General features: G+C 67.3%; 22 protein-coding genes and 2 tRNA genes. 15 read left to right on the forward strand and 9 right to left on the reverse strand.

The window, feature by feature from the left end; translation table 11 throughout:
* Positions 1-23: 23 nt before the first annotated feature.
* Complete coding sequence (locus ACFVVK_RS05850) at positions 24-935, reverse strand: DMT family transporter (RefSeq protein WP_390264718.1); 912 nt, start codon at positions 933-935, stop codon at positions 24-26.
* Between the two features lie 99 nt (positions 936-1,034).
* Here ACFVVK_RS05850 and ACFVVK_RS05855 point away from each other — a divergent pair, with 99 nt between their 5' ends.
* The 3 genes from ACFVVK_RS05855 to ettA all read left to right on the forward strand — a co-directional run bounded on the left by ACFVVK_RS05855 (position 1,035) and on the right by ettA (position 4,386).
* On the forward strand, positions 1,035-1,928 hold the full coding sequence (locus ACFVVK_RS05855; protein WP_390264721.1) for a LysR family transcriptional regulator: 894 nt from the start codon (positions 1,035-1,037) through the stop codon (positions 1,926-1,928).
* A 117-nt stretch (positions 1,929-2,045) separates the two neighbouring features.
* Positions 2,046-2,579, forward strand: coding sequence for a single-stranded DNA-binding protein (locus tag ACFVVK_RS05860; protein ID WP_390265020.1), 534 nt, complete (start codon positions 2,046-2,048; stop codon positions 2,577-2,579).
* A gap of 124 nt (positions 2,580-2,703) precedes the next feature.
* A complete protein-coding gene (ettA, locus tag ACFVVK_RS05865) occupies positions 2,704-4,386 on the forward strand; it encodes an energy-dependent translational throttle protein EttA (protein WP_390264723.1) in 1,683 nt (560 codons plus the stop codon).
* Between the two features lie 87 nt (positions 4,387-4,473).
* On the opposite strand, the gene ACFVVK_RS05870 is transcribed toward ettA, so the two are convergent.
* Positions 4,474-5,448, reverse strand: coding sequence for an acyl-CoA thioesterase (locus ACFVVK_RS05870; protein WP_390264726.1), 975 nt, complete (start codon positions 5,446-5,448; stop codon positions 4,474-4,476).
* An 80-nt stretch (positions 5,449-5,528) separates the two neighbouring features.
* On the opposite strand from ACFVVK_RS05870, the gene ACFVVK_RS05875 reads away from it, so the two are divergent.
* Positions 5,529-6,188, forward strand: coding sequence for a hypothetical protein (locus ACFVVK_RS05875; protein WP_390264729.1), 660 nt, complete (start codon positions 5,529-5,531; stop codon positions 6,186-6,188).
* Between the two features lie 100 nt (positions 6,189-6,288).
* Here ACFVVK_RS05875 and ACFVVK_RS05880 read toward each other — a convergent pair whose 3' ends face one another.
* From ACFVVK_RS05880 to pepN, 4 genes are all read right to left on the reverse strand, one after another.
* Positions 6,289-6,747 carry a globin gene (locus tag ACFVVK_RS05880; protein ID WP_390264732.1) on the reverse strand — a complete coding sequence of 153 codons (459 nt, stop codon included), beginning with the start codon at positions 6,745-6,747 and terminating at the stop codon, positions 6,289-6,291.
* Between the two features lie 4 nt (positions 6,748-6,751).
* On the reverse strand, positions 6,752-7,405 hold the full coding sequence (locus tag ACFVVK_RS05885; RefSeq protein WP_390264735.1) for a mechanosensitive ion channel family protein: 654 nt from the start codon (positions 7,403-7,405) through the stop codon (positions 6,752-6,754).
* A 147-nt stretch (positions 7,406-7,552) separates the two neighbouring features.
* On the reverse strand, positions 7,553-8,032 hold the full coding sequence (locus ACFVVK_RS05890; RefSeq protein ID WP_390264739.1) for an OsmC family protein: 480 nt from the start codon (positions 8,030-8,032) through the stop codon (positions 7,553-7,555).
* 122 nt (positions 8,033-8,154) lie between these two features.
* Positions 8,155-10,710, reverse strand: coding sequence for an aminopeptidase N (gene pepN, locus ACFVVK_RS05895; protein ID WP_390264742.1), 2,556 nt, complete (start codon positions 10,708-10,710; stop codon positions 8,155-8,157).
* 287 nt (positions 10,711-10,997) lie between these two features.
* On the opposite strand from pepN, the gene ACFVVK_RS05900 reads away from it, so the two are divergent.
* From ACFVVK_RS05900 to ACFVVK_RS05910, 3 genes are all read left to right on the forward strand, one after another.
* Positions 10,998-11,999, forward strand: a complete 1,002-nt coding sequence (locus tag ACFVVK_RS05900) for a hypothetical protein (RefSeq protein WP_390264745.1) — start codon at positions 10,998-11,000, stop codon at positions 11,997-11,999.
* Positions 12,000-12,076: 77 nt separating this feature from the next.
* The gene (locus ACFVVK_RS05905; RefSeq protein ID WP_390264748.1) at positions 12,077-12,568 is read left to right on the forward strand and encodes a ribose-5-phosphate isomerase; all 492 of its coding nucleotides are present in this window, start codon (positions 12,077-12,079) and stop codon (positions 12,566-12,568) included.
* Complete coding sequence (locus ACFVVK_RS05910) at positions 12,568-13,542, forward strand: Fpg/Nei family DNA glycosylase (protein ID WP_390264751.1); 975 nt, start codon at positions 12,568-12,570, stop codon at positions 13,540-13,542. The genes ACFVVK_RS05905 and ACFVVK_RS05910 overlap by 1 nt, the downstream gene beginning before the upstream one ends.
* Before the next feature lie 177 nt (positions 13,543-13,719).
* Here the strand turns inward: ACFVVK_RS05910 and ACFVVK_RS05915 are convergent.
* Positions 13,720-13,793, reverse strand: a tRNA-Gly gene (locus ACFVVK_RS05915).
* Positions 13,794-13,924: 131 nt separating this feature from the next.
* On the opposite strand from ACFVVK_RS05915, the gene ACFVVK_RS05920 reads away from it, so the two are divergent.
* The 7 genes from ACFVVK_RS05920 to ACFVVK_RS05950 all read left to right on the forward strand — a co-directional run bounded on the left by ACFVVK_RS05920 (position 13,925) and on the right by ACFVVK_RS05950 (position 21,514).
* Positions 13,925-13,999, forward strand: a tRNA-Pro gene (locus ACFVVK_RS05920).
* Positions 14,000-14,066: 67 nt separating this feature from the next.
* Positions 14,067-15,461 (forward strand): trigger factor, encoded by a 1,395-nt coding sequence (tig, locus tag ACFVVK_RS05925; protein ID WP_390264754.1) that lies wholly within the window; start codon positions 14,067-14,069, stop codon positions 15,459-15,461.
* Positions 15,462-15,720: 259 nt separating this feature from the next.
* A complete protein-coding gene (locus ACFVVK_RS05930) occupies positions 15,721-16,341 on the forward strand; it encodes an ATP-dependent Clp protease proteolytic subunit (RefSeq protein ID WP_390265022.1) in 621 nt (206 codons plus the stop codon).
* Positions 16,342-16,379: 38 nt separating this feature from the next.
* The gene (locus ACFVVK_RS05935) at positions 16,380-17,039 is read left to right on the forward strand and encodes an ATP-dependent Clp protease proteolytic subunit (protein ID WP_090953754.1); all 660 of its coding nucleotides are present in this window, start codon (positions 16,380-16,382) and stop codon (positions 17,037-17,039) included.
* 131 nt (positions 17,040-17,170) lie between these two features.
* Positions 17,171-18,460 (forward strand): ATP-dependent Clp protease ATP-binding subunit ClpX, encoded by a 1,290-nt coding sequence (gene clpX, locus ACFVVK_RS05940; RefSeq protein ID WP_390264757.1) that lies wholly within the window; start codon positions 17,171-17,173, stop codon positions 18,458-18,460.
* 101 nt (positions 18,461-18,561) lie between these two features.
* Positions 18,562-19,179, forward strand: a complete 618-nt coding sequence (locus ACFVVK_RS05945; protein WP_390264760.1) for a DsbA family protein — start codon at positions 18,562-18,564, stop codon at positions 19,177-19,179.
* 409 nt (positions 19,180-19,588) lie between these two features.
* On the forward strand, positions 19,589-21,514 hold the full coding sequence (locus tag ACFVVK_RS05950; protein ID WP_390264763.1) for a glycoside hydrolase family 15 protein: 1,926 nt from the start codon (positions 19,589-19,591) through the stop codon (positions 21,512-21,514).
* A 16-nt stretch (positions 21,515-21,530) separates the two neighbouring features.
* Here the strand turns inward: ACFVVK_RS05950 and valS are convergent, their stop codons facing one another.
* The gene (gene valS, locus ACFVVK_RS05955; protein ID WP_390264766.1) at positions 21,531-24,137 is read right to left on the reverse strand and encodes a valine--tRNA ligase; all 2,607 of its coding nucleotides are present in this window, start codon (positions 24,135-24,137) and stop codon (positions 21,531-21,533) included.
* 268 nt (positions 24,138-24,405) lie between these two features.
* Between valS and ACFVVK_RS05960 the strand changes: the two genes are divergently transcribed.
* Entirely contained in the window at positions 24,406-25,179 is a 774-nt protein-coding gene (locus ACFVVK_RS05960) for an SDR family oxidoreductase (protein ID WP_390264768.1), read from the forward strand.
* A 12-nt stretch (positions 25,180-25,191) separates the two neighbouring features.
* Here ACFVVK_RS05960 and ACFVVK_RS05965 read toward each other — a convergent pair whose 3' ends face one another.
* On the reverse strand, positions 25,192-26,238 hold the full coding sequence (locus ACFVVK_RS05965) for an endonuclease/exonuclease/phosphatase family protein (protein ID WP_390264771.1): 1,047 nt from the start codon (positions 26,236-26,238) through the stop codon (positions 25,192-25,194).
* Positions 26,239-26,416 lie beyond the last annotated feature (178 nt).

Genomic DNA, 26,416 nt, shown 5'->3' on the forward strand with positions numbered 1-26,416 from the left:
CAGTGCCGGAGGCCCGGCGGCGGTCATTGGTGCGCCGCCAGGGTCGGCCCTGTGGTTTCCGGCAACCCTGGCCCCTGCGGGGAACGGTCCGCCTGGACGGTGACGCCGATGCCTGCCGCCACCACCAGCGCTATCCCCAGGAGGGCGCTGAGCCCGGGGGCCTGCCCCAGGACGGCGAAACCGATCACTACGGCAATGGCCGGTTCCAGGCTCATGAGCGTCCCGAAAGCCGAGGCCTTGAGGCGCCGCAGGGCAAGCAGCTCCAGGCTGAAGGGAATGACCGGCAGCAGCAGCGCCAGGCCTGCCCCCACGAGCAGCAGCTGCCAGTCGAGCCGGCCGAACACCGAGGGTCCCACGACGACGGTGGTTGCCACCGCCGCGACAGGCATGGACACCGCCAGCGCCTGCAGTCCGCTCACTTCGTTTCCGGCCCGCTGCGTCAGAAGAATGTAGGCGGCCCAGCAGGCGGCAGCACCGACGGCCAGGAGGACCCCGGCCAGGTCGGTGCCGCCGTGCCATGGCTCGGTCAATGCAGCCACCCCGGCCGCTGCCACCAACGCCCACCACCGTCCGGCCTTACGTCCCCGGATGACAGCCACCGACAGGGGGCCCAGAAACTCCAGGGCACTGGCCGTGCCCAGCGGTATCCGGACGGCCGCGGCCATGAACATCAAGGTCATCCCGGCCGTGACCAGTCCCAGCAAGACGCAGGCGATCAGGCCCGCCCGGGTGAACCGTGCGCGCCAGGGACGCGTCATGGCCACCAGGATCAGGGCGGCCCATGCCAGACGCAGCCAGGCGACGCCGTCGGGGCCGAGGCGGGCCGCCAGCCCCACCGAGGCTGCCAGGCCCAGCTGCACGCAGCACATGGCTGCGCCTGCCATCGCCGTGCCGGTGCGTGGAGAGCCGGACTTGCCCGGGGGAATCGTCGTCATGAATTCCAGTAGACCCCCCAGCGACTATGTACGTCCACGTGATAATCATTCACAAACCGTCCATGAAAAGTGGACAATGGGGGTGTGGAGACACGCCGCTTGGAAATCCTTCTTGAACTTGCCCGCCAAGGCTCCATGCGCCATGTCGCCGACACTTTGGGAACGACGACGTCGACCGTTTCCCAGCAGCTCGCGGCCCTGGCCCGGGAGGCCGGCACGCCCATGCTGGAACCTGCAGGCCGCGGCGTGCGGCTGACCCCAGCCGGCCGCCGCCTGGCGGAGCACGCGGTCACCATCCTCGGCGCAGTTGCCGCCGCAACCGCAGAACTGGACGCCGGGGCTGAACCGGTGGGAACGGTCCGCGTGGCCGGATTCGTCACGGCTGACCGAAAAATCCTCATGCCCATCGTCGGCGACCTGGCCTCCAGCCACCCCGACGTGAAAATCGAGGTGCGGGAGCACGAGCCGGCCGAGGCGCTCACGCTGCTCGCCTCGGACACCGTGGACCTGGCCCTGACCTATGATTACAACCTCGCTCCGGACGGCACCGGGGCCGCCTTTGACTCGATCCCCTTGTGGAGCACCCCGTGGAGCCTCGGAGTTCCCGCCGGCGACTCGAAAGGCCTGCCCGGCAGCGCTCCGGAGATCTTCCTGGCCTTCCGCGACCATGACTGGATCGGCAACTCGCGAAACCGGGCGGATGAGGATGTCCTTCGGCTGATTTCGTCGATGGCGGATTTCGAGCCCCGGGTCAGGCACCAGGCAGACAGCCTCGAACTGGTCGAAGACCTGATCCTCGCCGGGATGGGAATCGGCCTCCTGCCCGCGGACAGGCGGCCCAGGCACGGCGTGACGCTGGTTCCGCTCGCCCGGCCCGGGCTGCGCCTGCGGGCATTTGCCCGCACACGGCAGGGCAACAGCGCCTGGCCAGCCCTGGCCGCGGTGCTGGACCACCTCAAGAGGAGGGCCGCGGACGTCGGTACGGCACCCTGAGCCGCCCGAAGTTGCCGAGTTGTCCACATAGCGCTGCCCGGGCCTCGCCGGCCCGCGTCCGCTGCAGGAAGCTGGGAGTGCCCGCCAGGGCAAGACCACTCGAGACAGGACATGAGCATGAATGACAACATCACGGTCCGCGGTTTTGTCGCCTCGGAGATCAGGACTTCGACGACGCCGGGAGGCGTGGGAACCGCCTCTTTCCGGCTCGGCTCGACCGAACGGCACTTTGACCGCACCGCGAACGCCTGGGTGGACGGAAACACCAACTGGTTCACAGTGCAGGGGTACCGTCAGCTTGCCGGGAATATCGGCTGCAGCATCAAGAAGGGCCAGCGGGTCATCGTAGTCGGCAGGCTTAAGCTGCGCAGCTGGGAAAAGGACGGCCGCGTCTATCACGCGGTTGATATCGACGCTGAGTCCGTCGGCCACGACCTCATGTGGGGTTCCGCGAACTTCATCCGGACGGCCGGCGGCGGCCCTGCGGCCGGCCAGGACGCGGCCGCCGGCAATGACGCACCGGGCGAGTCCGGTCACGACGGGCAGGGCGAAGCCGGCCACGACGTCGACACCGGCGGGGACGGGGACGCCGGTGAGGAGGACCTGGAGTTCGACGAGGAGACCGGCGAGCTGAAGGAAACCGCCGCCTGAGCCCGGGGCCGGCGGGCGGGCAGGTGCTTCGTCGGGCCGGCGGCTTGGGCGCCCCGTTACCTGGAGCCTGCCGAAAGGCCTCCGGAATGTGAGTTATCCCGGCTGAACCACTAGATTTGTAGGCATGGCGGAATTTATCTACACAATGACCAAGGCCCGTAAGGCTGTCGGCGAAAAACTCATCCTCGATGACGTGAGCATGTCCTTCTTCCCGGGGGCCAAGATTGGCGTTGTCGGCCCGAATGGTGCCGGTAAGTCCACCATTCTGAAGATCATGGCAGGGCTGGATACGCCCTCCAACGGCGAGGCCCGGCTCAGCCCCGGCTACACGGTGGGCATCCTGCTCCAGGAGCCGCCGCTGAACGAAGACAAGACCGTCTTGGGCAACGTCCAGGAAGGCGTCGGTGAAATCTACGGCAAGATCCAGCGCTTCAACGAGATCTCCGAGGAAATGGCCAGCCCCGATGCTGACTATGACGCCCTCCTCGAGGAAATGGGACAGCTGCAGGAAGCAATCGACGCGGCCGACGCCTGGGATATCGATTCCCAGCTGGAACAGGCCATGGACGCCCTCCGCTGCCCGCCTGCCGACGCCGACGTCACGCTGCTCTCCGGTGGTGAGCGCCGCCGCGTTGCCCTCTGCAAGCTTCTGCTGCAGAAGCCGGACCTGCTGCTGCTCGACGAGCCCACCAACCACCTCGACGCCGAGAGCGTGTTGTGGCTTGAGCAGCACCTCTCCAGCTACCCCGGCGCCGTCCTCGCCGTCACCCACGACCGGTACTTCCTCGACCACGTCGCCGAGTGGATCGCCGAAGTGGACCGCGGCCACCTCTACCCCTACGAGGGCAACTACTCCACCTACTTGGAGAAGAAGCGCGCCCGCCTGGAAGTCCAGGGCAAGAAGGACGCCAAGCAGGCCAAGCGCCTGACCGAGGAACTCGAGTGGGTCCGCTCCAACGCCAAGGGACGCCAGACCAAGTCCAAGGCCCGCCTGGCCCGGTACGAGGAAATGGCTGCCGAGGCGGACCGCACCCGCAAGCTCGACTTCGAAGAGATCCAGATCCCGCCGGGACCGCGCCTCGGCGGACTCGTGCTTGAGGCCAAGGACCTCCAGAAGGGCTTCGATGACCGCACGCTGATCGACGGCTTGTCCTTCAGCCTGCCCCGCAACGGCATCGTCGGGGTCATCGGCCCCAACGGCGTCGGCAAGTCCACGCTGTTCAAGACCATCGTGGGCCTCGAGCCCCTGGACGGCGGCGACCTGAAGATCGGCGATTCCGTCAAGATCTCCTACGCGGACCAGAGCCGCGGCGGCATCGACCCGAACAAAACCCTGTGGGAGGTCGTCTCCGACGGCCTGGACTACATCCAGGTCGGCCACGTCGAAATGCCGTCCCGCGCCTACGTGGCCGCCTTCGGTTTCAAGGGCCCGGACCAGCAGAAGAAGGCCGGAGTGCTCTCCGGCGGTGAGCGCAACCGCCTCAACCTGGCGCTGACGCTCAAGCAGGGCGGCAACCTGCTGCTCCTCGACGAACCCACCAACGACCTCGACGTCGAGACTCTGAGCAGCCTCGAAAACGCCCTGCTCGAATTCCCGGGCTGCGCCGTCGTCGTCTCGCACGACCGCTGGTTCCTGGACCGGGTGGCCACCCACATCCTCGCCTACGAAGGCGACGATGAGAACCCGTCCAAGTGGTACTGGTTCGAGGGCAACTTCGAGTCCTACGAGGAGAACAAGGTGGAGCGACTGGGCCCGGACGCGGCCAAGCCGCACCGGGTGACGCACCGCCGCCTCACCCGCGACTAAGCCCGCAAAGCAGAAGGCCGGTTCCCCTGGGGGAGCCGGCCTTCTGTCTTATGCCTGCTTCCGGGGCGGGCCCTGCCCGTCCGGGAGTCAGCGGGTTTCGGCCTCGCGCAGCTGGTGCTCCAGGAGCTCGGACTGCACGGCGTCGGTGTTCGCCAGGTCTGTCGGGATCCGGACCATGCCCTCCTGCGCCACCGTGGCGACGTGCCGGCCGTCGCGGCTGAAGATCTTGCCCGTCGCGAGGCCCCGCGCGCCCTGGGCGCTGGGCGATTCCTGGACATACAGCAGCCAGTCGTCCACCCGGACGGGGCGGTGCCACCACATGGCATGGTCCAGGCTCGCCACGGACATCCCGGGCGTAATCCAGCTCATCCCGTGCTTGCGGAGAATCGACTCGAGCAGCGTGTAGTCGCTGGCGTAGGCCAGGGCGGCCCGGTGCAGTCCGGCGTCGTCGGGCATCGGGCCGAACGTCTTCATCCAGACGGCGTTGCGCGCCTCCTTGGGCCCGTCCGCCGAGACGTACAGCGCCGGGTCGACGTGGCGGATATCGAACGGCCGTTCGTAGGCCCAGTGCCGGGCCACGGGGTGGTCGAACTTGCCCAGCAGGTCGGCGGTGCTGGGCAACGACTCGGGGTCCGGGATCCCGGCCGGCATCTCGGATTGGTGCTCGATGCCCTCGTCCCCTGCCTGGAAGGACGCAATCATCGACAGAATGGGTGCGCCCTCCTGGTAGGCGTGGACCCTGCGGGCAGAGAAGGACCGTCCGTCGCGCAGGCGCTGCACGCCGAAGGTGATCGGCTTGTTGGCATCGCCCGGCCGCAGGAAATAGCCGTGCATGGAGTGCACGCTGCGGTCCGGATCGACAGTGCGGCTGCCGGCTATGAGGGACTGTGCCAGCACCTGGCCGCCGAAGACGCGGTGCCGCGGCTGCCGCTGGGAAGGGCCCATGAAGATGTCCTCGTCCGTCCGTGCGCCCTCGAGTTCGCCGAGGTTCAGGAGTTCGATGAGCGAGGAGGTGGGGTCCTGGGTCGGGAGCTCCGGGAATCCGGCTTCGGCTTCAGTCATGGTCTGACTCTAGACGGCCCTGTCACACTGCTCCAAAGGGGGACACAGCTCCAAAGGAGTGCAGCCGGTAGAGTCGAAGTGTGTCTGATGTCTTAACCCAGCCCCTGCAGTTCACCGATCCCCGCGACCTCGCCGATCTGCGCACCTTCGCCACGCGAGCCAAATCCATTGACGACGGCGCCATCCGGCTCCAGGCCGCGGGCCCGGTCCTGGCCGCCTACGTCTGCGTCCTGCGGCCACGGCTCCTTGGTGAATCCACCCCCACCATCCTCGGCCTGCGGACCGTGGCGCTGGCGCAGCCGGCCGAGACCGACGTCACAGTGCCGCTGTCCGCCGTGCTGGACCGTCTGGCGCGGGCGGGGGAGCACGACGTCGAGCTTCCCCTGCCGCCCATGACTGTCAGTGAGTCCTGGGCCGGGATCGGCGCGCCGCGGGCCGGCTGGGAGCCGCTCGGCACCGTCCAGGATACTGTCCTGCGGGACGCAGCCGAAGCCGGCATCAGGGAGATCGCCGCGGTCATCCCGGACAAGCCGGGCGCGCTTATTGTCAACAACGCCCGGGCGACGGTCTGGGGCCGGGAACTGCCCGACGCCGGCGGCCTTCCGGCCGGCGCCGCGTTCGCCGCGCTCACCCTGGGATTCCTGGCCGACGGCGAGCAGCGGCTCTTCCGTGCCGGGCGCTGGTTCCGGCTCAGCGGCACCCGCGGGCACGTGCTGGTCCGGACCGGCTCCGGACTCTAGGGCGGACCGGTGGCGGCTGCCGGCCACGGCTGCCGCAGCCGTCGCTGACTCAGGTGTTCGGCTGACTCACGGCTCCGGCTGACTCAGGACTCCGAGGGGCTTAGGCCTCCGACGGGCTGTTCACCATGGACAGGGCTGCCCGCTCCATGTAGTCCCACAGCGTCCCCTCATACAACGGCGGGAGCTTCAGGGCATCCACCGCGGTGCGCATGTGGTGCAGCCAGCGGTCCTTGGCCTCCGGCGTCACGCGGAACGGCATGTGGCGCATCCGCAGCCGCGGGTGCCCGCGCTCCTCGCCGTACGTCGTGGGGCCGCCCCAATACTGCTCCAGGAACATCAGGAACCGCCGTTTCGCCGGGTCCAGGTCCGCTTCCGGGTACATGGGGCGCAGCAGCGGATCGTCCGCGACGCCGTCGTAAAAGACATCGATGAGCTTCACGAATGTCTCGTGCCCGCCCACGGCGTCATAGAAATTGTCCGTGTAGCCGGGCTGGCTGAAGGGGTCGTTCTGCAGCAGCTGCTTGGGCTGCCGGGGTTCGCCGGCGCTGGGAATCGTCATTGCTTTACTCTCCGGCCTGCTGCTGGGGTGCGGCCTCGTCTGCGGATGTTTCCCGAGGTGCAATGTACGTGCCCTGGGAGCGGTTGCCCACCCGCAGGATTTCGCCGTTGCGCAGGTACCAAATGGTGCCGTCGTCCGCCAGGACCCGGGTGAACCGCAGGTTCATGGCCTCCACGGTGCCCACAACCTCGGAGGTTTCGATGACGTCGCCGATGCCGTACTGGTCCTCAATGGTGATAAAAATGCCGGCCAGGAAGTCGCGGATGAGCTGCTGGGCGCCGAAGCCGATGGCCACACCGAGGATGCCGACGCTGGTCAGAATCGGGGCGATGTTCACGTCCAGGTTCTGGAGGACATACATGATGGTGAGGGCTGCGATCAGGACGCCGATCACGCTCCGGAGCAGCGAGCCGATGGTGTTGGCGCGTTGGACCCGTCGTTCGTGGTCCAGCACCCGGAAGGCGGGAGCCACCCAGCGGAAGTGCGGCTTCTTGAACAGCCGGCTGCCCTCGGCGACCCGCTTGGTGATCCCAGAGATGATGAAGGAGGCCACCAGCCAGACCGCAACGCCTACGCCGATGCTGATCAGGACTCCCGGCAGGTTGATCGCCGAAATTTGCTGCGGCGTGATGGGCTCGACGGTTGTCATGCTGTACATCAGTAAGGCTTGCTCCTTGCGGTGGGCCCTGTGGGGCTGGTGTTCATTGGGGGTGCGGGTGTTCACTACCGCCGGGGCGTTGGCCGCGCGAAGGACACTTTGCTGTCCTTCAACATTAGTTGAGTGAGCGGGGTCCCCGTGCCATGGTCACGCCGGCTCCACCACAGCGGTGGGCTCGTGCAGCACCGGAAAGTTGACGCTGCGGGCGATGAAACAGAGCTTGTTGGCCTCGGCATGGAGCTCCTCCAGGAGCTGCGGGGCGGCCTGGCCCGCCACCGTCACCAGGGGCTTCAGCGTGACGGACTCGAATTGCCCGCTGCCGTCCCGGTTGGTGCGCATCAGTCCCTCGGCCCGGTCCTCATACGCGGTTACCACCACCCCGTGCTTCACGGCCACATGCAGGAAGGACAGCATGTGGCATTGCGAGAGAGCGGCCAGGAGCAGCTGTTCGGGGTTGTAACGCCGGCGGTCGCCATGGAACGCCGGATCGGCCGAACCGCGAAGTACCGGCAGCCCGGGGATCTCGACATCGTGGTCCCGCGAATACCCGCGGTAGGAGGAGGTCCCGGCCCCGAGGTTGCCCGTCCAGCGGACGGTCAGCGCATAGTGATGTTCGTCAAGGCTCATGACCCCAGCCTAGGACACACCCTGTTCAGGCACTTCGGCCCGGGTCGGTCGCAGCAGGGGCCGTTCCGGGGCGCCGGAACGGCCCCTGCTGCCGGTCAGTTGGGGATCGCGTCGCGGGTGGCCTAGCCGACGTCGGCCTGGCGGGCCCGCAGGGCACGGACCACGCCGTCGCGGTTTTCCAGCATCATCCGGCGCAGCGCGGCGCTGTCCGCCGGCAGCGAGGCCAGGAACTCATCCGTCCGGTCCACCGTGGCCTGGGTGGTCAGCTGGTCCGGGTAGAGCCCGACGACGATCTGCTGCGCCAGGGCGTGGGTGCGGTTGGCCACGATGCCCGGGACGGCCTCGAAGTACTTCTCGGCGTACGGCTCCAGCAGGGACGTGTCCAGCACCCGGGTAAAGCCGGCCACCGCGGATCCCTGCAGCGCGTTGGACAGGTCGCCCTTGACCACGATCGATTCCCAGGCCTCGGCCTTGGCCTCCGGAGTGGGAATTGCCGCCTTGGCCAGCGCTGCCGCGTTTTGCCCGTTGGAGGTGTTGTCCTGCGCAAGCTCCCCGTCGATCCGGTCCTGTCCGGCACGGCCGCCTGCCACCAGGGATGTCAGCAGCTCCCAGCGCAGGTCCTGGTCCACGGTGAGCCCGTCCAGGGTGAGCGAGCCGTCCAGCAGACCGGACACCGTATCCAGCTGGCCGGCGCTGCGGGCCAGCAAAGCGTATGACTTCACGAACTGCAGCTGGGCGTCGGAGCCGGGGGCGACGGCCGAGGCGAGGTCCCAGAGCGTATCGGCCGCGTGGATCGAGGTGGCCTCCTTGTGCTCCTCGGCAACGTAGAAGGTCAGCGTGGTGGCGAGCTGGCGGAGCTGGACCAGGATCACGGAGGAGTCGGACTCCTCCGCGATGTTCGCCAGGATCAGGTCCACGTAGCCGCGGGCCGGGGATTCGCCGTCGCGGGCAGCGTCCCAGGCCGAACCCCACACCAGGGTCCGGGGGAGGCTTTGGCTGATGTCCTTCAGGTGGGCCGTGGCCGTGGCCAGGGACTGAGGATCCAGCCGGACCTTGGCATAGGCGAGGTCGTCGTCGTTCAGCAGGACCAGGTCAGGCCGGGCCAGGCCCGCCAGGGCCGGAACCTCGGTGCGTTCGCCGTCGACGTCGAGCTCCTCCCGGTGCACACGCTCCAGCTTGCCCTCGCCGTTGAGGTTGTAGAAGCCGACGGCGAGCCGGTGCGGCCGGAGCGTTGGTTCGCTCTCGACCGCCGACTGCACGATGGCGAAGGATCCGATGGTGCCGTCCTGCGCCACCGAAATGTCCGGGGCCAGGGTGTTGACGCCGGCGGTCTCGAGCCAGAGCTGGCCCCACTTGTCGAGGTCGCGGCCGCTGGCCTTTTCGAGTTCGGCCATGAGGTCGCTGAGCTCGGTGTTCTGCCAGGCGTGCTTGCTGAAGTACTCGCGCACGCCGGACATGAATTCCTCCGGGCCCACCCAGGCGACGAGCTGGCGCAGCACCGAGGCGCCCTTGGCGTAGGTGATGCCGTCGAAGTTCACTTCGACGTCCTGGAGGTCGTTGATCTCGGCGAAAATCGGGTGCGTGGTGGGCAGCTGGTCCTGCCGGTATGCCCACGACTTCTCGACGGAGGCGAACGTGGTCCAGGCGTGGTCGAACTTCGTGTTCTCCACGGCGGCCAGGTGGGACATGTATTCGGCGAACGACTCGTTGAGCCAGAGGTCGTTCCACCAGCGCATGGTCACGAGGTCGCCGAACCACATGTGCGCCAGCTCGTGAAGGACGGTGATGGCGCGCCGTTCCACCTGGGCATCGGTGACCTTGCCGCGGAAGACGTAGCCTTCCAGGATGGTGACGGCGCCGGCGTTCTCCATGGCCCCGGCGTTGAACTCGGGCACGAAGAGCTGGTCGTACTTCTCGAAGGGGTACGGGCAGCCGAACTGGGCCTCGAAGAACTCAAACCCCTGCCGGGTGAGCTCGAAGATGTTCTCCGGGTCCAGGTACTGCATGAGCGACTTGCGGGCGAAGATGCCCAGCGGAGTGACGCGGCCCTCTGCGGAAACGACCTCGCTCCGGACCGACTGGTACGGTCCGGCGATCAGCGCGGTGACATAGGAGGAGATCCGCGGCGTGGGCGCGAACTCCCAGACGGAGCGGGCGCCCCCGTCCTCGCCGGGGAGGGTCTCGACCGGTACCGGAGTGGGGGAGTTGGAGACGATGTCCCAATGCGAGGGGGCCGTGACCGTAAACGTGAAGCTGGCCTTGAGGTCGGGCTGTTCGAAGACGGCGAACATGCGGCGTGAATCCGGGACCTCGAACTGGGTGTAGAGGTAAACCTCGTTGTCCACCGGATCCACGAAACGGTGCAGGCCCTCGCCCGTGTTCATGTAGGGCGCCTCGGCGACGATGAGGAGGTGGTTCTCGGCCGCCAGGTCCGGGAGTTGGATGCGGATGCCGTCGGAGACCTCGGCCGGATCGAGTTCGCGTCCGTTAAGGCTCACGCTGTGCACCGTTTGGGTCACGGCGTCGATGAAGGTCGAAGATCCCGGCTTGGCCGTGAACTTCACGGCCGTGGTGGACCCGAAGACTTTCTCGCCCCGCGTCAGGTCCAGGCTGACCTGATAGGACTCGACGTCGATCAGGGCGGCGCGTTCGCGGGCTTCCGCGCGGGTCAGGTTCATACCGGGCAAAGGGGCCTCCAGAAGAAGATGGATACTGCCGGCCGGCCGCAGCCGCCGGCGATACTGTGAAATTATTCTTTCACGTCATTGGCCCGTGGCAAGTTGTCCCGGTCACAATGTTTCCGGACCCTGCCACGCCGGAACCCCGGTGGGCCGGCTCCTGCCGCCGGAAGCCCCCAGCCGCCTGCCACCCGAGCCGCCTGCCGCCCCAGCCGCCTGCCACCCGAGCCGCCTGCCGGTGCGGACGGCCCTGATCAGGGCAGGCCTGCCCGGGGTAGCGTTGGAGCATGGGAAAGTTTCGGGACTCAGTTGACGGCAGGGCGCTGCGCTTTGCCATCGGGTTTCCCCTGATGCTGGCGGCTGGATTCGTGGTGTGCGCGTTTCTGGTGAAGCACGATCTTCCCGAGCCCCTGGCCGTGCGCTGGACCGACGCCGGTGCCGCCGACTTCGCGCCCTTCGCCGCCGTGACCAGTGCAGGCGCCGCGCTGATTGTGGTGGTGGGCTGGGCGGTCCTGCTGCAGGCCGTGCCGCTGTCCCGCCCCGCCATGATGCGCCGCATCATGATGGGGGCTGGCTTCTCCATGAGCCTGTTCATGACCACCGTCCTCGCCGCAGTGCTTGTGGGCCAGCTGGGACTGCCCGATGCCCGGGAATCCCATGTCGATGCCACCGTCCTGGCCTTGGGAAGCGGCGCGGCCCTCGCCATGGGCTTCGTCATGGGCATGGTCTTCAAGGCCGACGAACGCTGGTCAATCGATGACGATCGCGCCATACGGCAGGCCGTCGAGCGCGAACGTGACCCCGATCTGGCCAGGGACCTCGCCAGCCTCTGGGTCCACGCCCGCAGCTCCATCTTCGTGATGCTCGGCATCGCCACACTGCTGCCCGCCGCCCTCCTCAGCATCGCGGTGCCCTGGCTGTCCGCGGTCCTCGTGGCCGGCGCCCTGGTGGCCGCGGCATTCCTGTTTGCCCGAATCCGGGTTGACCGCGGCGGACTGCAGGTCTATGCGGCGGGCTTCGTCCGTGTCATGAACGTCCCAGCCGCGGCCATCGACGCCGCCACGGCCCGGGAGGTCCGGGCGGCAGACTACGGCGGATGGGGGTACCGGATCCACGGCAGCACCACGGCGATGCTGGTCAGCAGCGGCCCTGCCGTGGTGGTGGACCGCTCCGACGGCCGCCGGCTGGCGGTGAGCAGCGGAAGTGCCGCCATGGCGGACCACATGGCCCGGACCCTTTCCCGGGTGGCGGACCGGGCCCGGCGGAACGGCGGAACGCCGGTTGCGTAAGGCTCGGGCTAGTAGGCTTGGACCAGCCCCCAACCGCCCCCGGCCGCCGCGCGCCGCCGCAACCGAACGGAATCGCCGTGACCACATCTGACTTCCCCCGCGTGCACATTGCCACCGACCACGCCGGAATGGAGCTCAGCGCCCACCTTGTCAGCCACCTCAGCGCAAAGGGCTTCGAGGTGGTGGACCACGGACCCAAGGTCTACGACGCCCTGGATGACTACCCCTCGTTCTGCATTAACGCAGCCCTTGCCGTCGTAGCGGACCAGGAAGCCGGCACCCATGCCCTGGGCATCGTCCTCGGCGGCTCCGGCAACGGCGAGCAGATTGCGGCCAACAAGGTCAAGGGCGTCCGCGCCGCACTGGCGTGGAACCTGTCCACCGCACAGCTCGCCCGCCAGCACAATGACGCCAACGTGGTGGCCGTCGGCGGCCGCCAGCACAGCGTGGACGAGGCGACAACCATCATCGAGGCCTTCCTGGCGGAGCCGTTCAGCCATGACGAGCGCCATGTCCGCCGGATCGGTAAGATCGCCACCTACGAGCGCACCGGCGAGGTTGTCCAGTAGTGCCGGAAGGGCACTCCGTCCACCGCCTGGCGCGCCAGTTCGGTGACGTTTTCGCGGGGGAGGGATTGGCGGTCTCCAGTCCGCAGGGCCGGTTCGCCGACGGTGCCGCCCTGCTGGACGGCCACGTTCTGACCGCCGCCACCGCCCACGGCAAGCACCTCTTCCTCGACTTCGAGCACGATCTTGTCCTGCACGTCCACCTGGGCCTCTACGGGGCCTGGGATTTCGGCGGGGACGCCACCTTCCGCGGCGCGTCCACCATCGGTGCGCCCCGCAAGGTGGGGGAGCGTGAGGTCTACGACGACGCCGGTCCCGCCGGCGGTGTGCCGGCTGCGTCGTCTGCCTACGCAGGGCCGCCGGAGCCGGTGGGCGCCGTCCGGGTGCGGCTGGTGAGCGGGCATGGCTGGGCGGACCTGCGCGGCGCCACCACCTGTGAGGCGATCACCGGGGCGGAAGCCGCAGCCGTCCTGGCCCGCCTTGGTCCAGATCCGCTGCGCAACCTGCCGGGGGACCGGGAGGCTTTTGCCGCCACGCTGGCGGCCAAACGCACGCCCGTGGCGTCCCTGCTCATGGACCAGAAGGTGATTGCCGGCGTCGGGAACGTCTACCGTGCCGAACTGCTGTTCAGGCGGCGCCTCAACCCGTGGCTGCCCGGAGCCGGCCTGTCGCCGGAGGCAGCCGGCCGGCTCTGGGATGACACCGCCGCCCTCATGGCCGATGGCGTCCGCGACGGCCGGATTATTACGACGCCGCCGCAATATTGGGGCGGGACTTCGCGGCACCGGCCGGTCCAGGGGACGCCGGCGGGTCCGGGGGCCGGGCTTCCAGATCCTGCTGTGCTTCCGGATCCGGACATGGCCCACTTCGTCTACCGCCGGCACGGCCTGGACTGCCGGAAGTGCGGCACGCCCGTGGCACTCACGGAACTGGGCGCCCGGAAGCTGTACTGGTGCCCGCAGTGCCAGCAGCCCTGAGACCAGGGAACGGACCCGACGTGGGCCAGCGTCCGTCCGGGGCGTCTTTGGGCACGATTCCGGCCCCTGGGTCCGCTATGTGCGGCGTGTCCGTGTCGAAGTAGCCCCGGACCGCGCCCCGGGTCAGATCCGGAGTGACGAAAAAGGCCCCTCCGAGGAGGGGCCCTTGCGAATGCGTGGAGGGGACGACGGGAATCGAACCCGCGTAATCAGTTTGGAAGACTGAGGCTTTACCATTAAGCTACGTCCCCGGGGCGATGCTGGAAATCCAGCAAAACTTCCGGGTGGCTGTCCAAGCCGGATATAACTAAACCTAATGCAGGGCCCCGGTGTCAAATGTGCAAATCGTCGCAGTATCACCGTAGACTGTTCTGTGCACTTACGGGGTGTAGCTCAGCTTGGCTAGAGCGCCTGCTTTGGGAGCAGGAAGTCGCAGGTTCAAATCCTGTCACCCCGACTCTGCAAGCACTGCCAGCACGTGGCAGCGCAGAACCCCATTCCCCCACACCAGGAGTACTTAGACTGTGAAGAGCGCTGTCGAGAACCTCACCCCCACGCGGGTCAAGCTCAATGTTGAGGTCCCCTTTGAGGAACTGAAGCCCAGCATCGCAGAGGCATACAAGACTGTTGCTTCGCAGATCCAGGTCCCCGGGTTCCGCAAGGGCAAGGTCCCCTCCAAGCTCATCGACCAGCGCGTTGGCCGCGGCTACGTCCTGGAGACGGCCATCAACGAAGGCCTCAACGGCTGGTACCAGGCTGCCGTGCAGGAAACCGGCATCCGTCCGCTGAGCCGTCCCGAGGTCGAGATCACCGAAGTTCCCGACCCGTCCGCCACCGAGGGTGAGCTCAAGTTCCACGCCGAGGTTGACGTCCGCCCCGAGATCGAGCTGCCCGAATACGCCGGCATCAAGGTTGAGGTTGCAGCAGCCGAGTCCTCCGACGCCGACGTTGACAAGGCCCTCGACGAGCTCCGCGGCCGCTTCGGCACCCTGAAGAGCGTTGACCGTCCCGCCGCCGATGGCGACTTCCTGACCATCGACATCGCAGCCACCATCGACGGCGCCGAGGTGGACTCCGCCTCCGGCCTGTCCTACCAGGTCGGCGCAGGCACCATGCTCGAAGGCCTCGACGAGGCCGTCACCGGCCTCAGCGCCGACGAGGACGCCATCTTCGACACCACCCTGGTGGGTGGCGAGCACGCCGGCGAGTCGGCCCAGGTCAAGGTGACGGTCAAGGCCGTCAAGGAGCGCGAGCTTCCGGTTGCCGACGACGACTTCGCCCAGCTCGCCAGCGAATTCGACACACTTGCCGAACTCCGCGAGGACCTCGCCAAGCAGGCCGCCGACTCCAAGGTTGTCGAGCAGGGCGTCGAGGCCCGCGACAAGGTCCTGGACAAGCTCGTTGAGCTCGTCACGGTCCCCGTGCCGGAATCGATCGTTGAAGAGCAGCTCGAGCAGCACTTCAACGCCGAGAACGCCCACGGCGAAGGCGAGCACGACACCGAGGAGCACCGCGCCGAGGTCAAGGCCAACACCGAGCGCGCCTTCCAGAACGAGATCATCCTTGACGCGATTGCCGAAAAGGAAGAAGTCAACGTCAGCCAGAACGAGCTGATCGACTACATCGTCACCACCGCCAGCCAGTACGGCATGGACCCGAACCAGTTCGCCCAGATCATTGATCAGAGCGGCCAGGTGCCCATGATGGTTTCCGAGGTCCGCCGCCGCAAGGCCCTGGCCGTCGTCCTCGGCCAGGCCGAGGTCACCGACTCCGAGGGCAACAAGGTTGACCTGAGCGACTTCGTCCGCCCCGGCGACGAGGCCCCGGCCGCCGCTGAGTCCGTTGAGGAAGACGCTTCCGAGGAAGCTGGAGCCGCCGAGACCGTGCCGAGCGATGACCCCGCAGCTGTGAAGTTCTAGCCTTACCGCCGAGGTCTGGCAGTACCGCAGACGGCCCCCGGATCACCGATCCGGGGGCCGTCTGTTTTAACGCCCTGACCGACCCGGCGCACGGACCCGGGCAATCGTGCGCCGTCAGCGAACAGCCCCGCGCCAGCGAACAAACGGGTACTGAAAACGGTTAGTGTCCATGTAGGAAAGTTCAGTGATGTTGAACAGTAACGTCACCGTCGCCAGCGAGAGGTAAGTATATATGTCACAGCACGCAGGGGAACCCCGGATGGCCACGGTCGATCCGGCAGCCCAGGATAACTACATTTACAACCGCCTGCTGAAAGAGCGCATCATCTGGCTCGGCTCCGAGGTCCGTGACGAGAACGCCAACGCGATCTGCTCGCAGCTGCTGCTGCTTTCGGCGGAGAACCCTGAAAAGGACATCTACCTCTACATCAACTCACCTGGCGGCTCCGTGACCGCCGGCATGGCCATCTATGACACCATGCAGTTCATCCCGAACGATGTTGTCACCGTGGCAACCGGCCTGGCCGCCTCCATGGGCCAGTTCCTGCTCTCCTCCGGCACCAAGGGCAAGCGCTACGCGACCCCCAACGCCCGCATCCTCATGCACCAGCCCTCCGGCGGCATCGGCGGCACGGCGTCGGACATCAAGATCCAGGCCGAGCTGATCCTGCACATGAAGAAGGTCATGGCCGACCTTACTGCCGACCAGACCGGGCAGACCGTGGAGACCATCCTCAAGGACAACGACCGTGACAAATGGTTCACGGCCACGGAAGCCCTCGAATACGGCTTCTTCGACAAGATCGCCGCGCACGCGGGATCTGTGGCCGGTGGCGGCGGCACGAACGCCAACGGCAACGGCTCCCCTTCCGAGAACTGACCGGCAGGTAGCAAGAAATGACTTCAGGAGCAATGAACATGAACTACAACTTCGGATCGACTGCCGGAAACCTGCCGAGCAGCCGCTACGTCCTGCCGCAGTTCGAAGAGCGCACGCCCTACGGCTTCAAGCGCCAGGACCCGTACACCAAACTGTTCGAGGACCGCATCATCTTCCTGGGCGTCCAGGTTGACGACGCCTCGGCCGATGACATCATGGCACAGCTGCTGGTGCTCGAATCCACCGACCCGGACCGCGACATCACGCTGTACATCAACTCGCCGGGCGGCTCCTTCACCGCCATGACCGCGATCTACGACACCATGACGTACATCCGGCCCGAGATCCAGACCGTCTGCCTCGGCCAGGCGGCCAGCGCAGCCGCGGTGCTGCTCGCCGCCGGCACGCCGGGCAAGCGCCTGGCCCTGCCCAACGCCCGGGTCCTGATCCACCAGCCGTCGCTCTCCGGCGGCCAGGGCGGCCAGGCGTCCGACCTGGAGATCCAGGCCGCAGAAGTGATGCGCATGCGCTCCTGGCTCGAGGACACGCTGGCCAAGCACTCCGGCCGCACGCCGGAGCAGGTCAACAATGACATCGAGCGGGACAAGATCCTCACCGCCGCCGAGGCCATGAACTACGGCCTCATCGACCAGGTCCTGGATTCACGCAAGATCAAGCCCCAGGCAATCGCCCGCTAATCAATAAACCGCGACGCCGGTGCGGCACCGTCAATTGGCCGCACCGGCGTTCGCATTCCACCTAACGGGCCCAAAGTGACCTAGAGTGGAACATGTCACAGCCAGCAGCAAGCTACTAAAGGGGTTCACACATGGCTCGGATTGGCGAGAGCACTGATCTGCTGAAGTGTTCTTTCTGCGGAAAGAGCCAGAAGCAGGTTCGCAAGCTCATTGCCGGGCCCGGCGTCTACATCTGCGACGAGTGCATCGAACTCTGCAACGAGATCATCGAAGAAGAGCTCGCCGAAGTAGCCGACCTGGGCAGTTTCGAACTGCCCAAGCCCCGCGAGATCTTTGATTTCCTGCAGGAGTACGTGATCGGGCAGGAACCCGCCAAGCGTTCGCTCGCCGTGGCGGTGTACAACCACTACAAGCGGATCCAGGCCGGCCACGCGCCGAAGAGCGGAAGCCTTGCCGACGGCGGCCACCACGACGACGTCGAGATCGCCAAGTCCAACATCCTCCTGATCGGCCCCACCGGCTGCGGCAAGACGTACCTGGCCCAAACCCTGGCGCGCCGGCTCAACGTCCCGTTCGCGGTGGCCGACGCCACGGCCCTGACCGAGGCCGGCTATGTCGGCGAGGACGTGGAGAACATTCTCCTCAAACTCATCCAGGCCGCCGACTATGACGTCAAGAAGGCCGAGCAGGGGATCATCTACATCGATGAAATCGACAAGATCTCACGCAAGAGCGAGAACCCGTCCATCACCCGGGACGTCTCGGGCGAGGGTGTGCAGCAGGCGCTCCTGAAGATTCTCGAGGGGACCGTCGCGTCCGTGCCGCCGCAGGGTGGACGCAAGCATCCGCACCAGGAATTCATCCAGATTGACACCACCAACGTGCTGTTCATCGTGGCCGGCGCCTTCGCGGGACTCGAGGACATCATCGGCTCGCGCTCCGGACGCAAGGGCATCGGCTTTGGCGCCCCGCTCAACGAGGTCAAGAACACCACGGATTCGTACGGCGAAGTCATGCCCGAGGACCTGCTCAAGTTCGGCCTGATCCCCGAATTCATCGGCCGGCTTCCCGTCATCACCACCGTGTCCAACCTGGACCGTGCGGCGCTGATCCAGATCCTGTCCACCCCGAAGAATGCCCTCGTCAAGCAGTACCAGAAGATGTTCCAGCTCGACGGCGTCGAACTGGTCTTCGACGACGACGCGTTGAACATGATCGCCGACCAGGCGCTGGAACGGGGCACGGGTGCCCGCGGGCTCCGGGCCATCATGGAGGAAGTGCTGCTTCCTGTCATGTTCGACCTCCCCAGCCGCGAGGACATCGCCAGCGTTGTGATCACTGCCGATGTGGTGGCCAAGAAGTCGGCGCCCACGATGATCGCCCACGACGTCGTCGCCAAGCGCCGGAATAAATCAGCTTAGTTTTCCGCTGAGTATTAACAGCGCGCCTGAGGCGTGCCATGCCCTAACGGGTTGCCTGTGCCCGGACGCACCGTCCTGACGACTTCCTTAAGGAGACTCCTGTGCCTGAAGCTGCTTCCAACAAGGCCGATTTCTGGTTCGACCCGCTGTGCCCCTTCGCCTGGGTAACCTCCCGCTGGATCGGCGAAGTGGAAGAAGTCCGCGACATCAAGACCGACTGGCACGTGATGAGCCTGGCCGTGCTGAACGAGGGCCGCGAGGAGCTGCCCGAGAACTACAGAGAGCTTATGAAGAAGGCGTGGGGCCCGGTCCGCGTCATCATTGCCGCCGCCGAACAGCATGGCGCCGAGTACATCAAGCCGCTCTACGACTCCATGGGCACCAAGATCCACAACGAGGGCATCAAGGACTTCGACGAGGTCATCACCAAGTCCCTGGCCGAGGCCGGGCTGCCTGCAGGGCTCGCCGCGGCAGGCAAGTCGGACGAATTCGATGCCCAGCTGCGGGCCAGCCACGACGCCGGGATCTCCCTGGTGGGCCAGGACGTCGGCACCCCGGTGGTCGCCTTCAACGGCACCGCCTTCTTCGGCCCGGTCCTGACCCGCATCCCGCGCGGCGAGGAGGCCGGACGCATCTGGGACGCCGCCGTCACGCTGGCATCCTTCCCGTACTTCTTTGAAATCAAGCGCAGCCGGACCGAAAGCCCCGTCTTCGACTGATCCCCGTCGTGGGTTGAGCCGCTGCCAGCGCTCTCCGGGGGCCGGGAAGAATTACTGGTATGTAGTTCTTCCCGGCCCCTTGTATGTGCCTTGGCCGCGGAGAACAATAGTTCTTACCCACCTCGAAAGAAGCGGGACGCAGGAACCAAAGATTCAGTGACACTCATCCGACGCAGCCTTCGGCAAAGCCGGATGATGGCTACCGGTGACGAGGTAGGAAGACCTGAAAGTCCGAGGATCCCGCCAGATTATCTAAGACGTCACGTGATAATCGAAAAAAGTCGAAGCCCCACCAACGGCTAACGCTGATGGGGCTTCCCCTTTGCCCAAAATCCGGCCCAATAAAATGGTCCAAAAATGCGGCCCAGGAATTTGCCCAAAGTGCGGGATGCCAAAGGCGGGTGGTCTGATGACGAGCGAGCCCATCGCGAACTACGCGCTTCTCTCGGACTGCCGCTCCGCCGCCCTCGTGAGTGTCTCCGGCTCGGTGGACTGGCTATGCTTCCCGCGCTTCGACAGTCCCTCCGCGTTCGCCCGTCTCCTGGGTGCGGAGGCCGGACACTGGGCCGTCAGGCCGCTGGGGGAGTCCTCCGTCACCCGCCGCTACGTCGACTCAACCATGGTGCTCGAAACGGTGCACACGCAGGTCCAGGGCGTTGCCGTCGTAACGGACGCGTTGGTCCTTGGCGACGGCAGGCGCGGCCATGACCTCGGCGCGGACGTGCCCGGCACCCTTGTGCGCCAGGTGCACTGCAGTTCGGGCGAGGTGGAGATTGAGGTCGTCTTCGCGCCCCGGCCTGGATATGCCGCGGACCCGCCGCGTCTCGTTGCCGACGGGCACCGGCTTCTGGTCGTGCAGGGCGGCGACGGCCCGTCCCGGGGCGGCACGCCCCAGGACGCCAGCGAGGTGCTGGTCCTCTCGGCGCCCGGGCCGCTGGAGGTCGAGGGGCATGTCGGGCGGGGCCGCTTCCGGCTTCAGGCGGGGGACCGGATCTGCTTCGCCCTGCAGCACCTGGACCCGACCCGCGACGCGCCGGCGCCCTGGACCCAGGATGAAATCCGCCGCCGTCTTGACGATACCCGGCACGGCTGGACCAGCTGGTCCGCGCTGCACCAGAGTTACCAGGGGCCGTGGCAGGATCTGGTCGGCGTGAGCGGACGCGTTCTGCAGGCCCTGACGTTCTACCCGACCGGTGCAATCGTGGCTGCTGCCACCACGTCGTTGCCTGAAGTTGCCGGTGGGGCGCGGAACTGGGACTATCGGTACACCTGGGTGCGGGACGCGAGCATGACCCTGCAGGCTCTCTGGGTGGCTGCCTGCCCGGACGAGGCCGGCCGGTTCTTCGGATTCCTGGCCGCAGCCGCCACGGCGGCGGCCAGCCGGCCCGGCAACGGGCCAGAGCTGCAGATCATGTTCGGCGTCGGCGGCGAACGCGACCTGACCGAGCGCGTGCTGCCCCACCTGCCGGGCTGGCGGGGGAGTGCGCCGGTCCGGGTCGGGAACGGGGCCTGGAACCAGCGCCAGCTGGATGTTTACGGCGAACTGCTCGACGCCGCCGCGACGCTGCCGGAATTCCTCGTGGACGCAGGACCGGGAACCAGGCAGTTTCTTGTTCGGGCCGCGGACATCGCCGCCGCGCAATGGCAGGCCCCGGACCAGGGCATCTGGGAGAGCCGCGGCGCCCCACGCCACTACCTGCATTCAAAACTGATGTGCTGGGTGGCCCTGGACCGCGCCGTAGCTCTCGCAGCCCTGCTGCAGGCCGAGGAGAAGGTGCCGCAGTGGAAGGCCGAGCGCGAACGGGTGGCGGGCTCCATCCGGGAGCACGGCTGGAACACGGCGGCCGGGGCGTACACGCAGGCGTACGGATCCGAGGACCTCGACGCCTCCGCTCTGCTGCTGGCCATCGTGGGCTTCCTGCCGGCCAACGACCCCGGGATGCTCGCCACGATCGAGGCGATCGAGGCACGCCTCACCGACGAGCGGGGCCTGGTCCACCGCTACCGGAACGCCGACGGTTTCACCGGTGAGGAAGGGTCCTTCCTGCTGTGCACCTTTTGGCTCGCCCACGCGCTGGCCTTGGCCGGCCTCACGTCGCGGGCACGGGAAGTCTTCGAACGGGCGGCGGCCTTCGCCAACGACCTCGGCCTTCTGGCGGAGGAAGTGGCACCGGACTCCGGTGAGCTGCTGGGGAACTTCCCTCAGGCCTTCAGCCACATCGGGCTGGTCAACGCGGCGTGGGCCATCAATACCGCGGAAGAAAACAGCCCCGGAGGGCAGGGACAGCTCGGGCCCCGTCCGGATTGGACCGGACGGGGCCCGAGCGGGCAATAGGCTAAGCCTTCGGCAGCTAAGCTTCGGCGGGGGCCAGGACGACGTCGCTCACGCTTAGTTCGCCGTCGCCGGCCACCAGCGAGAGTTCGCGCGCGTTGGACGCCGCCTTGAGGTCGGCCAGCCCGGCCTTCAGCTGCGTGATGATCGCTTCCGGGGCCGCGATGGCAGCGGACAGCACCTCGGTGCGCTGCTTGACCTTGGCCTCGGACTTGGCTTTGCGGATGCCGCTCAGCGCGGTCCCCACGGTCGCCAGCAGGGTGGTGTCGCCGTCGACCTCCACAGCGGAGGGCCACGGCGCACGGTGCACCGAACCGGTGCGCCACCAGCCCCAGACTTCCTCCGTGGCGAAGGGCAGGAACGGGGCGAAGAGCCGCAGCAGGGTGTCCAGGCTCGTTGCCAGGGCGGCGAGCACGGAAGCCTGCTGGTCCTCGCCGGCAGCCCCGTAGGCACGGTCCTTGATCAGCTCGACGTAGTCATCGGTGAAGTTCCAGAAGAAGCTCTCCGTGATCTGCAGGGCCCGGGCGTAGTCGTAATTCTCGAACGCCTTGGTGGCCTGCTGGACAACCTCCGCGAGCTGGGCCAGCACGGCCTTGTCCAGAGGGTTGGTCAGCACGGACAGGTCGCCGGAAACGACCGAATTCTCGGTGGCGCCCAGGTTCAGGACGAACTTGGAGGCGTTGAGCAGCTTGATGGCCAGGCGGCGGCCGATCTTCATCTGCGCGATCTCGTAGGCGGTGTCCGCACCGAGCCGGGCCGAGGCCGCCCAGTAGCGCACGGCGTCGGAGCCGTACTCTTCCAGCACGTCCGTGGGGACAATCACGTTGCCCTTGGACTTGGACATCTTCTTCCGGTCCGGGTCCAGGATCCAGCCGGAAATGGCGGCGTGCTTCCATGGTGCGGTATTTTGGAGCGCGTCGGCGCGGACGGCGGAGGAGAACAGCCAGGTCCGGATGATGTCGTGTCCCTGCGGGCGCACGTCGAAGGGGTAGACCTTGGCGAAGAGCGCCTCATCGGTGCTCCAGCCGCCGACGATCTGCGGGGTCAGGGAGGACGTGGCCCAGGTGTCCAGGACGTCCGCGTCGCCCGTGAAGCCGCCCGGCACGTCGCGCTGGGCTTCCTCGTATCCGGGCGCGGCGTCGGCGGCCGGGTCCACGGGGAGCTGGGCGTCCGTGGGCAGGATCGGGGCGTCGTAGTCGGGGTTCCCGTCGCCGTCCAGCGGGTACCAGACCGGCACGGGCACGCCGAAGAAGCGCTGGCGGGACACCAGCCAGTCGCCGTTCAGTCCGGAGATCCAGTTCTCGTAGCGGGAGCGCATGAAGGACGGGTGGAACTCGATGTCGTTGCCGCGGCCGATCAGCCGTTCGCGGCGGTCTTCGTCCCGGCCGCCGTTGCGGATGTACCACTGGCGCGAGGTGACGACCTCGAGGGGCTTGTCGCCCTTCTCGAAGAAGTTCACCGGGTGCATGATCTTCTTGGGCTCGCCGTCGAGCAGATCCGTGGCGGCCAGGAGCTCCACCACGGCTTCCTTGGCGCTGAAGACGGTCTTGCCGGCGATAGCGGCGAAGCTGGCGCGGCCCTCATCCGTGGTGATCCATTCCGGGGTCTCACCGGCGATGCGGCCGTCGCGGCCCACGATGGCGCGCGTCGGCAGCTGCAGTTCGCGCCACCAGGTGACGTCGGTGAGGTCACCGAAGGTGCAGACCATGGCGATGCCCGAACCCTTGTCCGCCTTCGCCAGCGGATGGGCCTTGACCTCAACCTCGACGCCGAACAAGGGGGAAGTGACCTTCTTGCCGAACAGCGGCTGGTAACGCGCGTCGTCGGGGTTTGCCACCAGCGCGGCGCAGGCGGCCAGCAGTTCGGGCCGGGTGGTCTCGATGAAGATCTTCTCGCCCTCGGCGGTGAAGAACGGGTAGCGGTAGTACGCGCCGGCGACTTCGCGGTCCTCCAGCTCGGCCTGGGCCACCGCGGTGCGGAAGGTGACGTCCCACAGGGTGGGAGCCTCGGCCATGTACGCATCCCCGGCGCCCAGGTTGGCCAGGAAGGCGCGCTGGGAGATGGCACGGGACTTGTCATCGATGGTCCGGTAGGTCAGGTTCCAGTCCACCGACAGGCCCAAGGTCTGGAACAGGTGCTCGAAGACCTTCTCGTCCTCGACCGCGAGCTCTTCGCACAGCTCGATGAAATTCCGGCGCGAGATGACGTCGAAGTCGCGCTGGTTCTTGGCGGGCTCGGCCGGGGGACGGTAGCCGGCGTCGTAGGCGATCGACGGATCGCAGCGCACGCCGTAGTAGTTCTGGACGCGGCGTTCGGTGGGCAGGCCGTTGTCGTCCCAGCCCATGGGGTAGAAGACGTTCTTGCCGGTCATGCGCTGGTAGCGGGCCAAGACGTCGGTCTGCGTGTAGGAGAACATGTGTCCGACGTGCAGGGATCCCGACGCGGTGGGCGGGGGCGTGTCGATCGAGTAGACCTGCTCCCGGGTGGTGTCCGGGTTGAACCTGTAGGTCCCTTCGTCAAGCCAGCGCTGCGTGAGCGCGGCCTCCAGCCCCTCCAGGGCGGGCTTGTCCGGAACGTTGATGGGGGCGGTGGTGGGCGTGTCTGTACCCTGTTTGTCTTCAGCCATGGGTCAATTCTTCCACGGCAGGCAGTGCCCGTCGCACAAGCGAGCCCCCCGGCGGGGTCGGCTCTGGCGCTCCCGCAGTTGTGGTGGGTACGGCTCTGGCGCTCCCGCAGTTGTGACGGCGTCCAGATAGGCCGTGCTTGAGATTCCTACCAGATCCGCCGGAGGGTCTGTGGTGGTCGCGCCGGATCTGCGGGAGGGTCTGTGGTGGTCGCGCCGGATCTGCGGGAGGGTCCGCTGTGGCCCTGTTCCCATCTACTAGGGTGGTGCCATGACTGAGGAAATCCAGACCAATGCAACAGCAGCCAAGGCTGCGGTAGTCACCGGCGCCAGCACCGGTATCGGCGAAGCCACTGTGCGGGCGCTCCGGAAGGAAGGCTGGACGGTGTTCGCCGTCGCCCGCCGGGCCGAGCGTCTCGAGGTGCTGGCCGCCGAAACCGGCGCCGTTGCCCTTCCGGCCGATGTGTCCGACGACGCCGACGTGGCACGGCTGCTGGACGAGGTGACCCGGGCCGGCGGCATCGACACACTGATCAACATCGCGGGCGGGGCCCGCGGTGCCGACAAGGTCGCCGAAGCCAAGACCGAGGACTGGGAGTGGATGTACCAGGTCAACGTGCTGGGCAGCATGAAGCTGATCCGCGCGTTCCTGCCCATGCTGCGCGCCTGCGGCGAGGGCACGGTGCTGAACCTGACCTCGACGGCGGGGCTCGCGGCCTATGAAGGCGGCGGCGGGTACAACGCCGCCAAGTTCGCCCAGCACGCCCTGACCGGCGCGCTGAGGCTCGAAGAGGCCGAGCACAACGTGCGGGTGATCGAGGTTGCTCCCGGCATGGTCTACACCGAGGAATTCGCGCTGAACCGCCTCGGTGACCAGGACGCGGCCGCCAAGGTCTATGCCGGGGTCGCGAAGCCGCTCACCGCCGAGGACGTCGCAGACGTGGTCCGCTACGCCGTCGCCGCCCCGCACCACGTCAACCTGGACGAGATCGTGATCCGCCCGGTGGCCCAGGCCTCCAACTTCAAGGTGATCCGCGAAGGCTAGCCGGACCCTGCCCTAACGCTCCACCGGAATGCTGAGGGTCGCCAGAATGGCGGCGTGGTCGGTTCCTGGCACCGGGTGGACGGAGTAGGCGGCGCCACTGATCTCCGGGTTGGTGAGGATGTGGTCGATCGCGATTCCGGGCAGGGGCAGCCCGTCCATCGGCCAGGTGGGGATGAGGCGTGATCCGGTGGCAACACCGACGTCAACCGTCGGCCTTCCGCCGGCTCCGGACAGGAGCCGGCGGAACTCCGCGTGATCGTAGGTGGCGTTGAAGTCACCGATCAGGACCACGTTCCCGGGGCGTGCCGCCACCGTGCCGAGCGCTGCGAGATCCTGACGCCACCGCGCAACTCCGGCGTCCACCGGCGGTTTCGCATGCACGATTGTCACCTCGACGGAGGCGTGGCCCGCGGAATCTCCCGCGGAATCGCCGGCGGAGTCCAGGTCCAGCCGGACCATGGGCATCAGGAACTGCGAATCCGGCACGGCGCCGGTGAGCTTGACGGGGTGCAGGGAGTAGACCGCGGCGCCGGAGGCGCGGCCGTCCGGGCGGCTGATCCGGTACGGCAGCAGGCTGGCGATCCCCTCGGCCGCCAGCCGGTCCTCCAGGCCGGGAGTGTATTCCTCGACGGCAAGGAGCCCGATGCCGTTGTCCCGCACCAGCCGGACGATTTCGGCCGCGTCCGCCTGGCCAAGCTGGGCGTTGATGTTCATCACCTTCAGCTCAACGCGCCGGACGTCCGCCGCCTGCGCCGGGCGGCCGTGGCCTAACGGGAAGAGCCAGAACAGCTGCACGGCGAGCAGCGAGGCCGTCGTGGCGAGCAGCCAGGCGCGGCGGCTCAATGCCGCGCACGCCACCCCGACGGCGGCGGGTATCACCAGCCAAGGGGTGAAGGACAGCAGTTGGACCACGGGCCGTGGCCACGCGACCTGAACGGCCCGGAAGACCGTCACAGTGGCCACCGGTGCCGCGGCCAGCACTGTCGCGACGAGCCACACCCGGGAACGGCGCCGAGGCCGCGGCGACCGCGCACTGCGGCCGATGGTTGGTCCTGCCATGCTCCAGAGTCTAAGCCGGGAAGCCCTTGAAGTGACCGCCGCCGGCGGCGGAGTTTTTGGCGGCGGAGGGCTCTGTTGTCGCCGTCTGACGTTCACCTCTGCGTGGCCCGCCGGTCAGGCTGCGGTAGCCCGGTATTGGCCGTGAGGGGGCACGGTGGCTGGTGCAACTGCACACCAC

This window comes from Arthrobacter sp. NPDC058192 (assembly GCF_042883665.1).
Taxonomy (GTDB): domain Bacteria; phylum Actinomycetota; class Actinomycetes; order Actinomycetales; family Micrococcaceae; genus Arthrobacter.

Bases quoted from the DNA above. Each gene is read 5' to 3' on its own strand.
- ACFVVK_RS05890 (WP_390264739.1), bottom strand. From the start codon at position 8,032: ATGAGCCTTGACGAACATCACTATGCGCTGACCGTCCGCTGGACGGGC.
- ACFVVK_RS05960 (WP_390264768.1), top strand. From the start codon at position 24,406: ATGACTGAGGAAATCCAGACCAATGCAACAGCAGCCAAGGCTGCGGTA.
- ACFVVK_RS05930 (WP_390265022.1), top strand. From the start codon at position 15,721: ATGGCCACGGTCGATCCGGCAGCCCAGGATAACTACATTTACAACCGC.
- ACFVVK_RS05850 (WP_390264718.1), bottom strand. From the start codon at position 935: ATGACGACGATTCCCCCGGGCAAGTCCGGCTCTCCACGCACCGGCACG.
- ACFVVK_RS05965 (WP_390264771.1), bottom strand. From the start codon at position 26,238: ATGGCAGGACCAACCATCGGCCGCAGTGCGCGGTCGCCGCGGCCTCGG.
- ACFVVK_RS05870 (WP_390264726.1), bottom strand. From the start codon at position 5,448: ATGACTGAAGCCGAAGCCGGATTCCCGGAGCTCCCGACCCAGGACCCC.
- ACFVVK_RS05935 (WP_090953754.1), top strand. From the start codon at position 16,380: ATGAACTACAACTTCGGATCGACTGCCGGAAACCTGCCGAGCAGCCGC.
- ettA (WP_390264723.1), top strand. From the start codon at position 2,704: ATGGCGGAATTTATCTACACAATGACCAAGGCCCGTAAGGCTGTCGGC.
- ACFVVK_RS05860 (WP_390265020.1), top strand. From the start codon at position 2,046: ATGAATGACAACATCACGGTCCGCGGTTTTGTCGCCTCGGAGATCAGG.
- valS (WP_390264766.1), bottom strand. From the start codon at position 24,137: ATGGCTGAAGACAAACAGGGTACAGACACGCCCACCACCGCCCCCATC.
- pepN (WP_390264742.1), bottom strand. From the start codon at position 10,710: ATGAACCTGACCCGCGCGGAAGCCCGCGAACGCGCCGCCCTGATCGAC.
- ACFVVK_RS05880 (WP_390264732.1), bottom strand. From the start codon at position 6,747: ATGACGATTCCCAGCGCCGGCGAACCCCGGCAGCCCAAGCAGCTGCTG.
- ACFVVK_RS05885 (WP_390264735.1), bottom strand. From the start codon at position 7,405: ATGTACAGCATGACAACCGTCGAGCCCATCACGCCGCAGCAAATTTCG.
- ACFVVK_RS05900 (WP_390264745.1), top strand. From the start codon at position 10,998: ATGGGAAAGTTTCGGGACTCAGTTGACGGCAGGGCGCTGCGCTTTGCC.
- ACFVVK_RS05950 (WP_390264763.1), top strand. From the start codon at position 19,589: ATGACGAGCGAGCCCATCGCGAACTACGCGCTTCTCTCGGACTGCCGC.
- clpX (WP_390264757.1), top strand. From the start codon at position 17,171: ATGGCTCGGATTGGCGAGAGCACTGATCTGCTGAAGTGTTCTTTCTGC.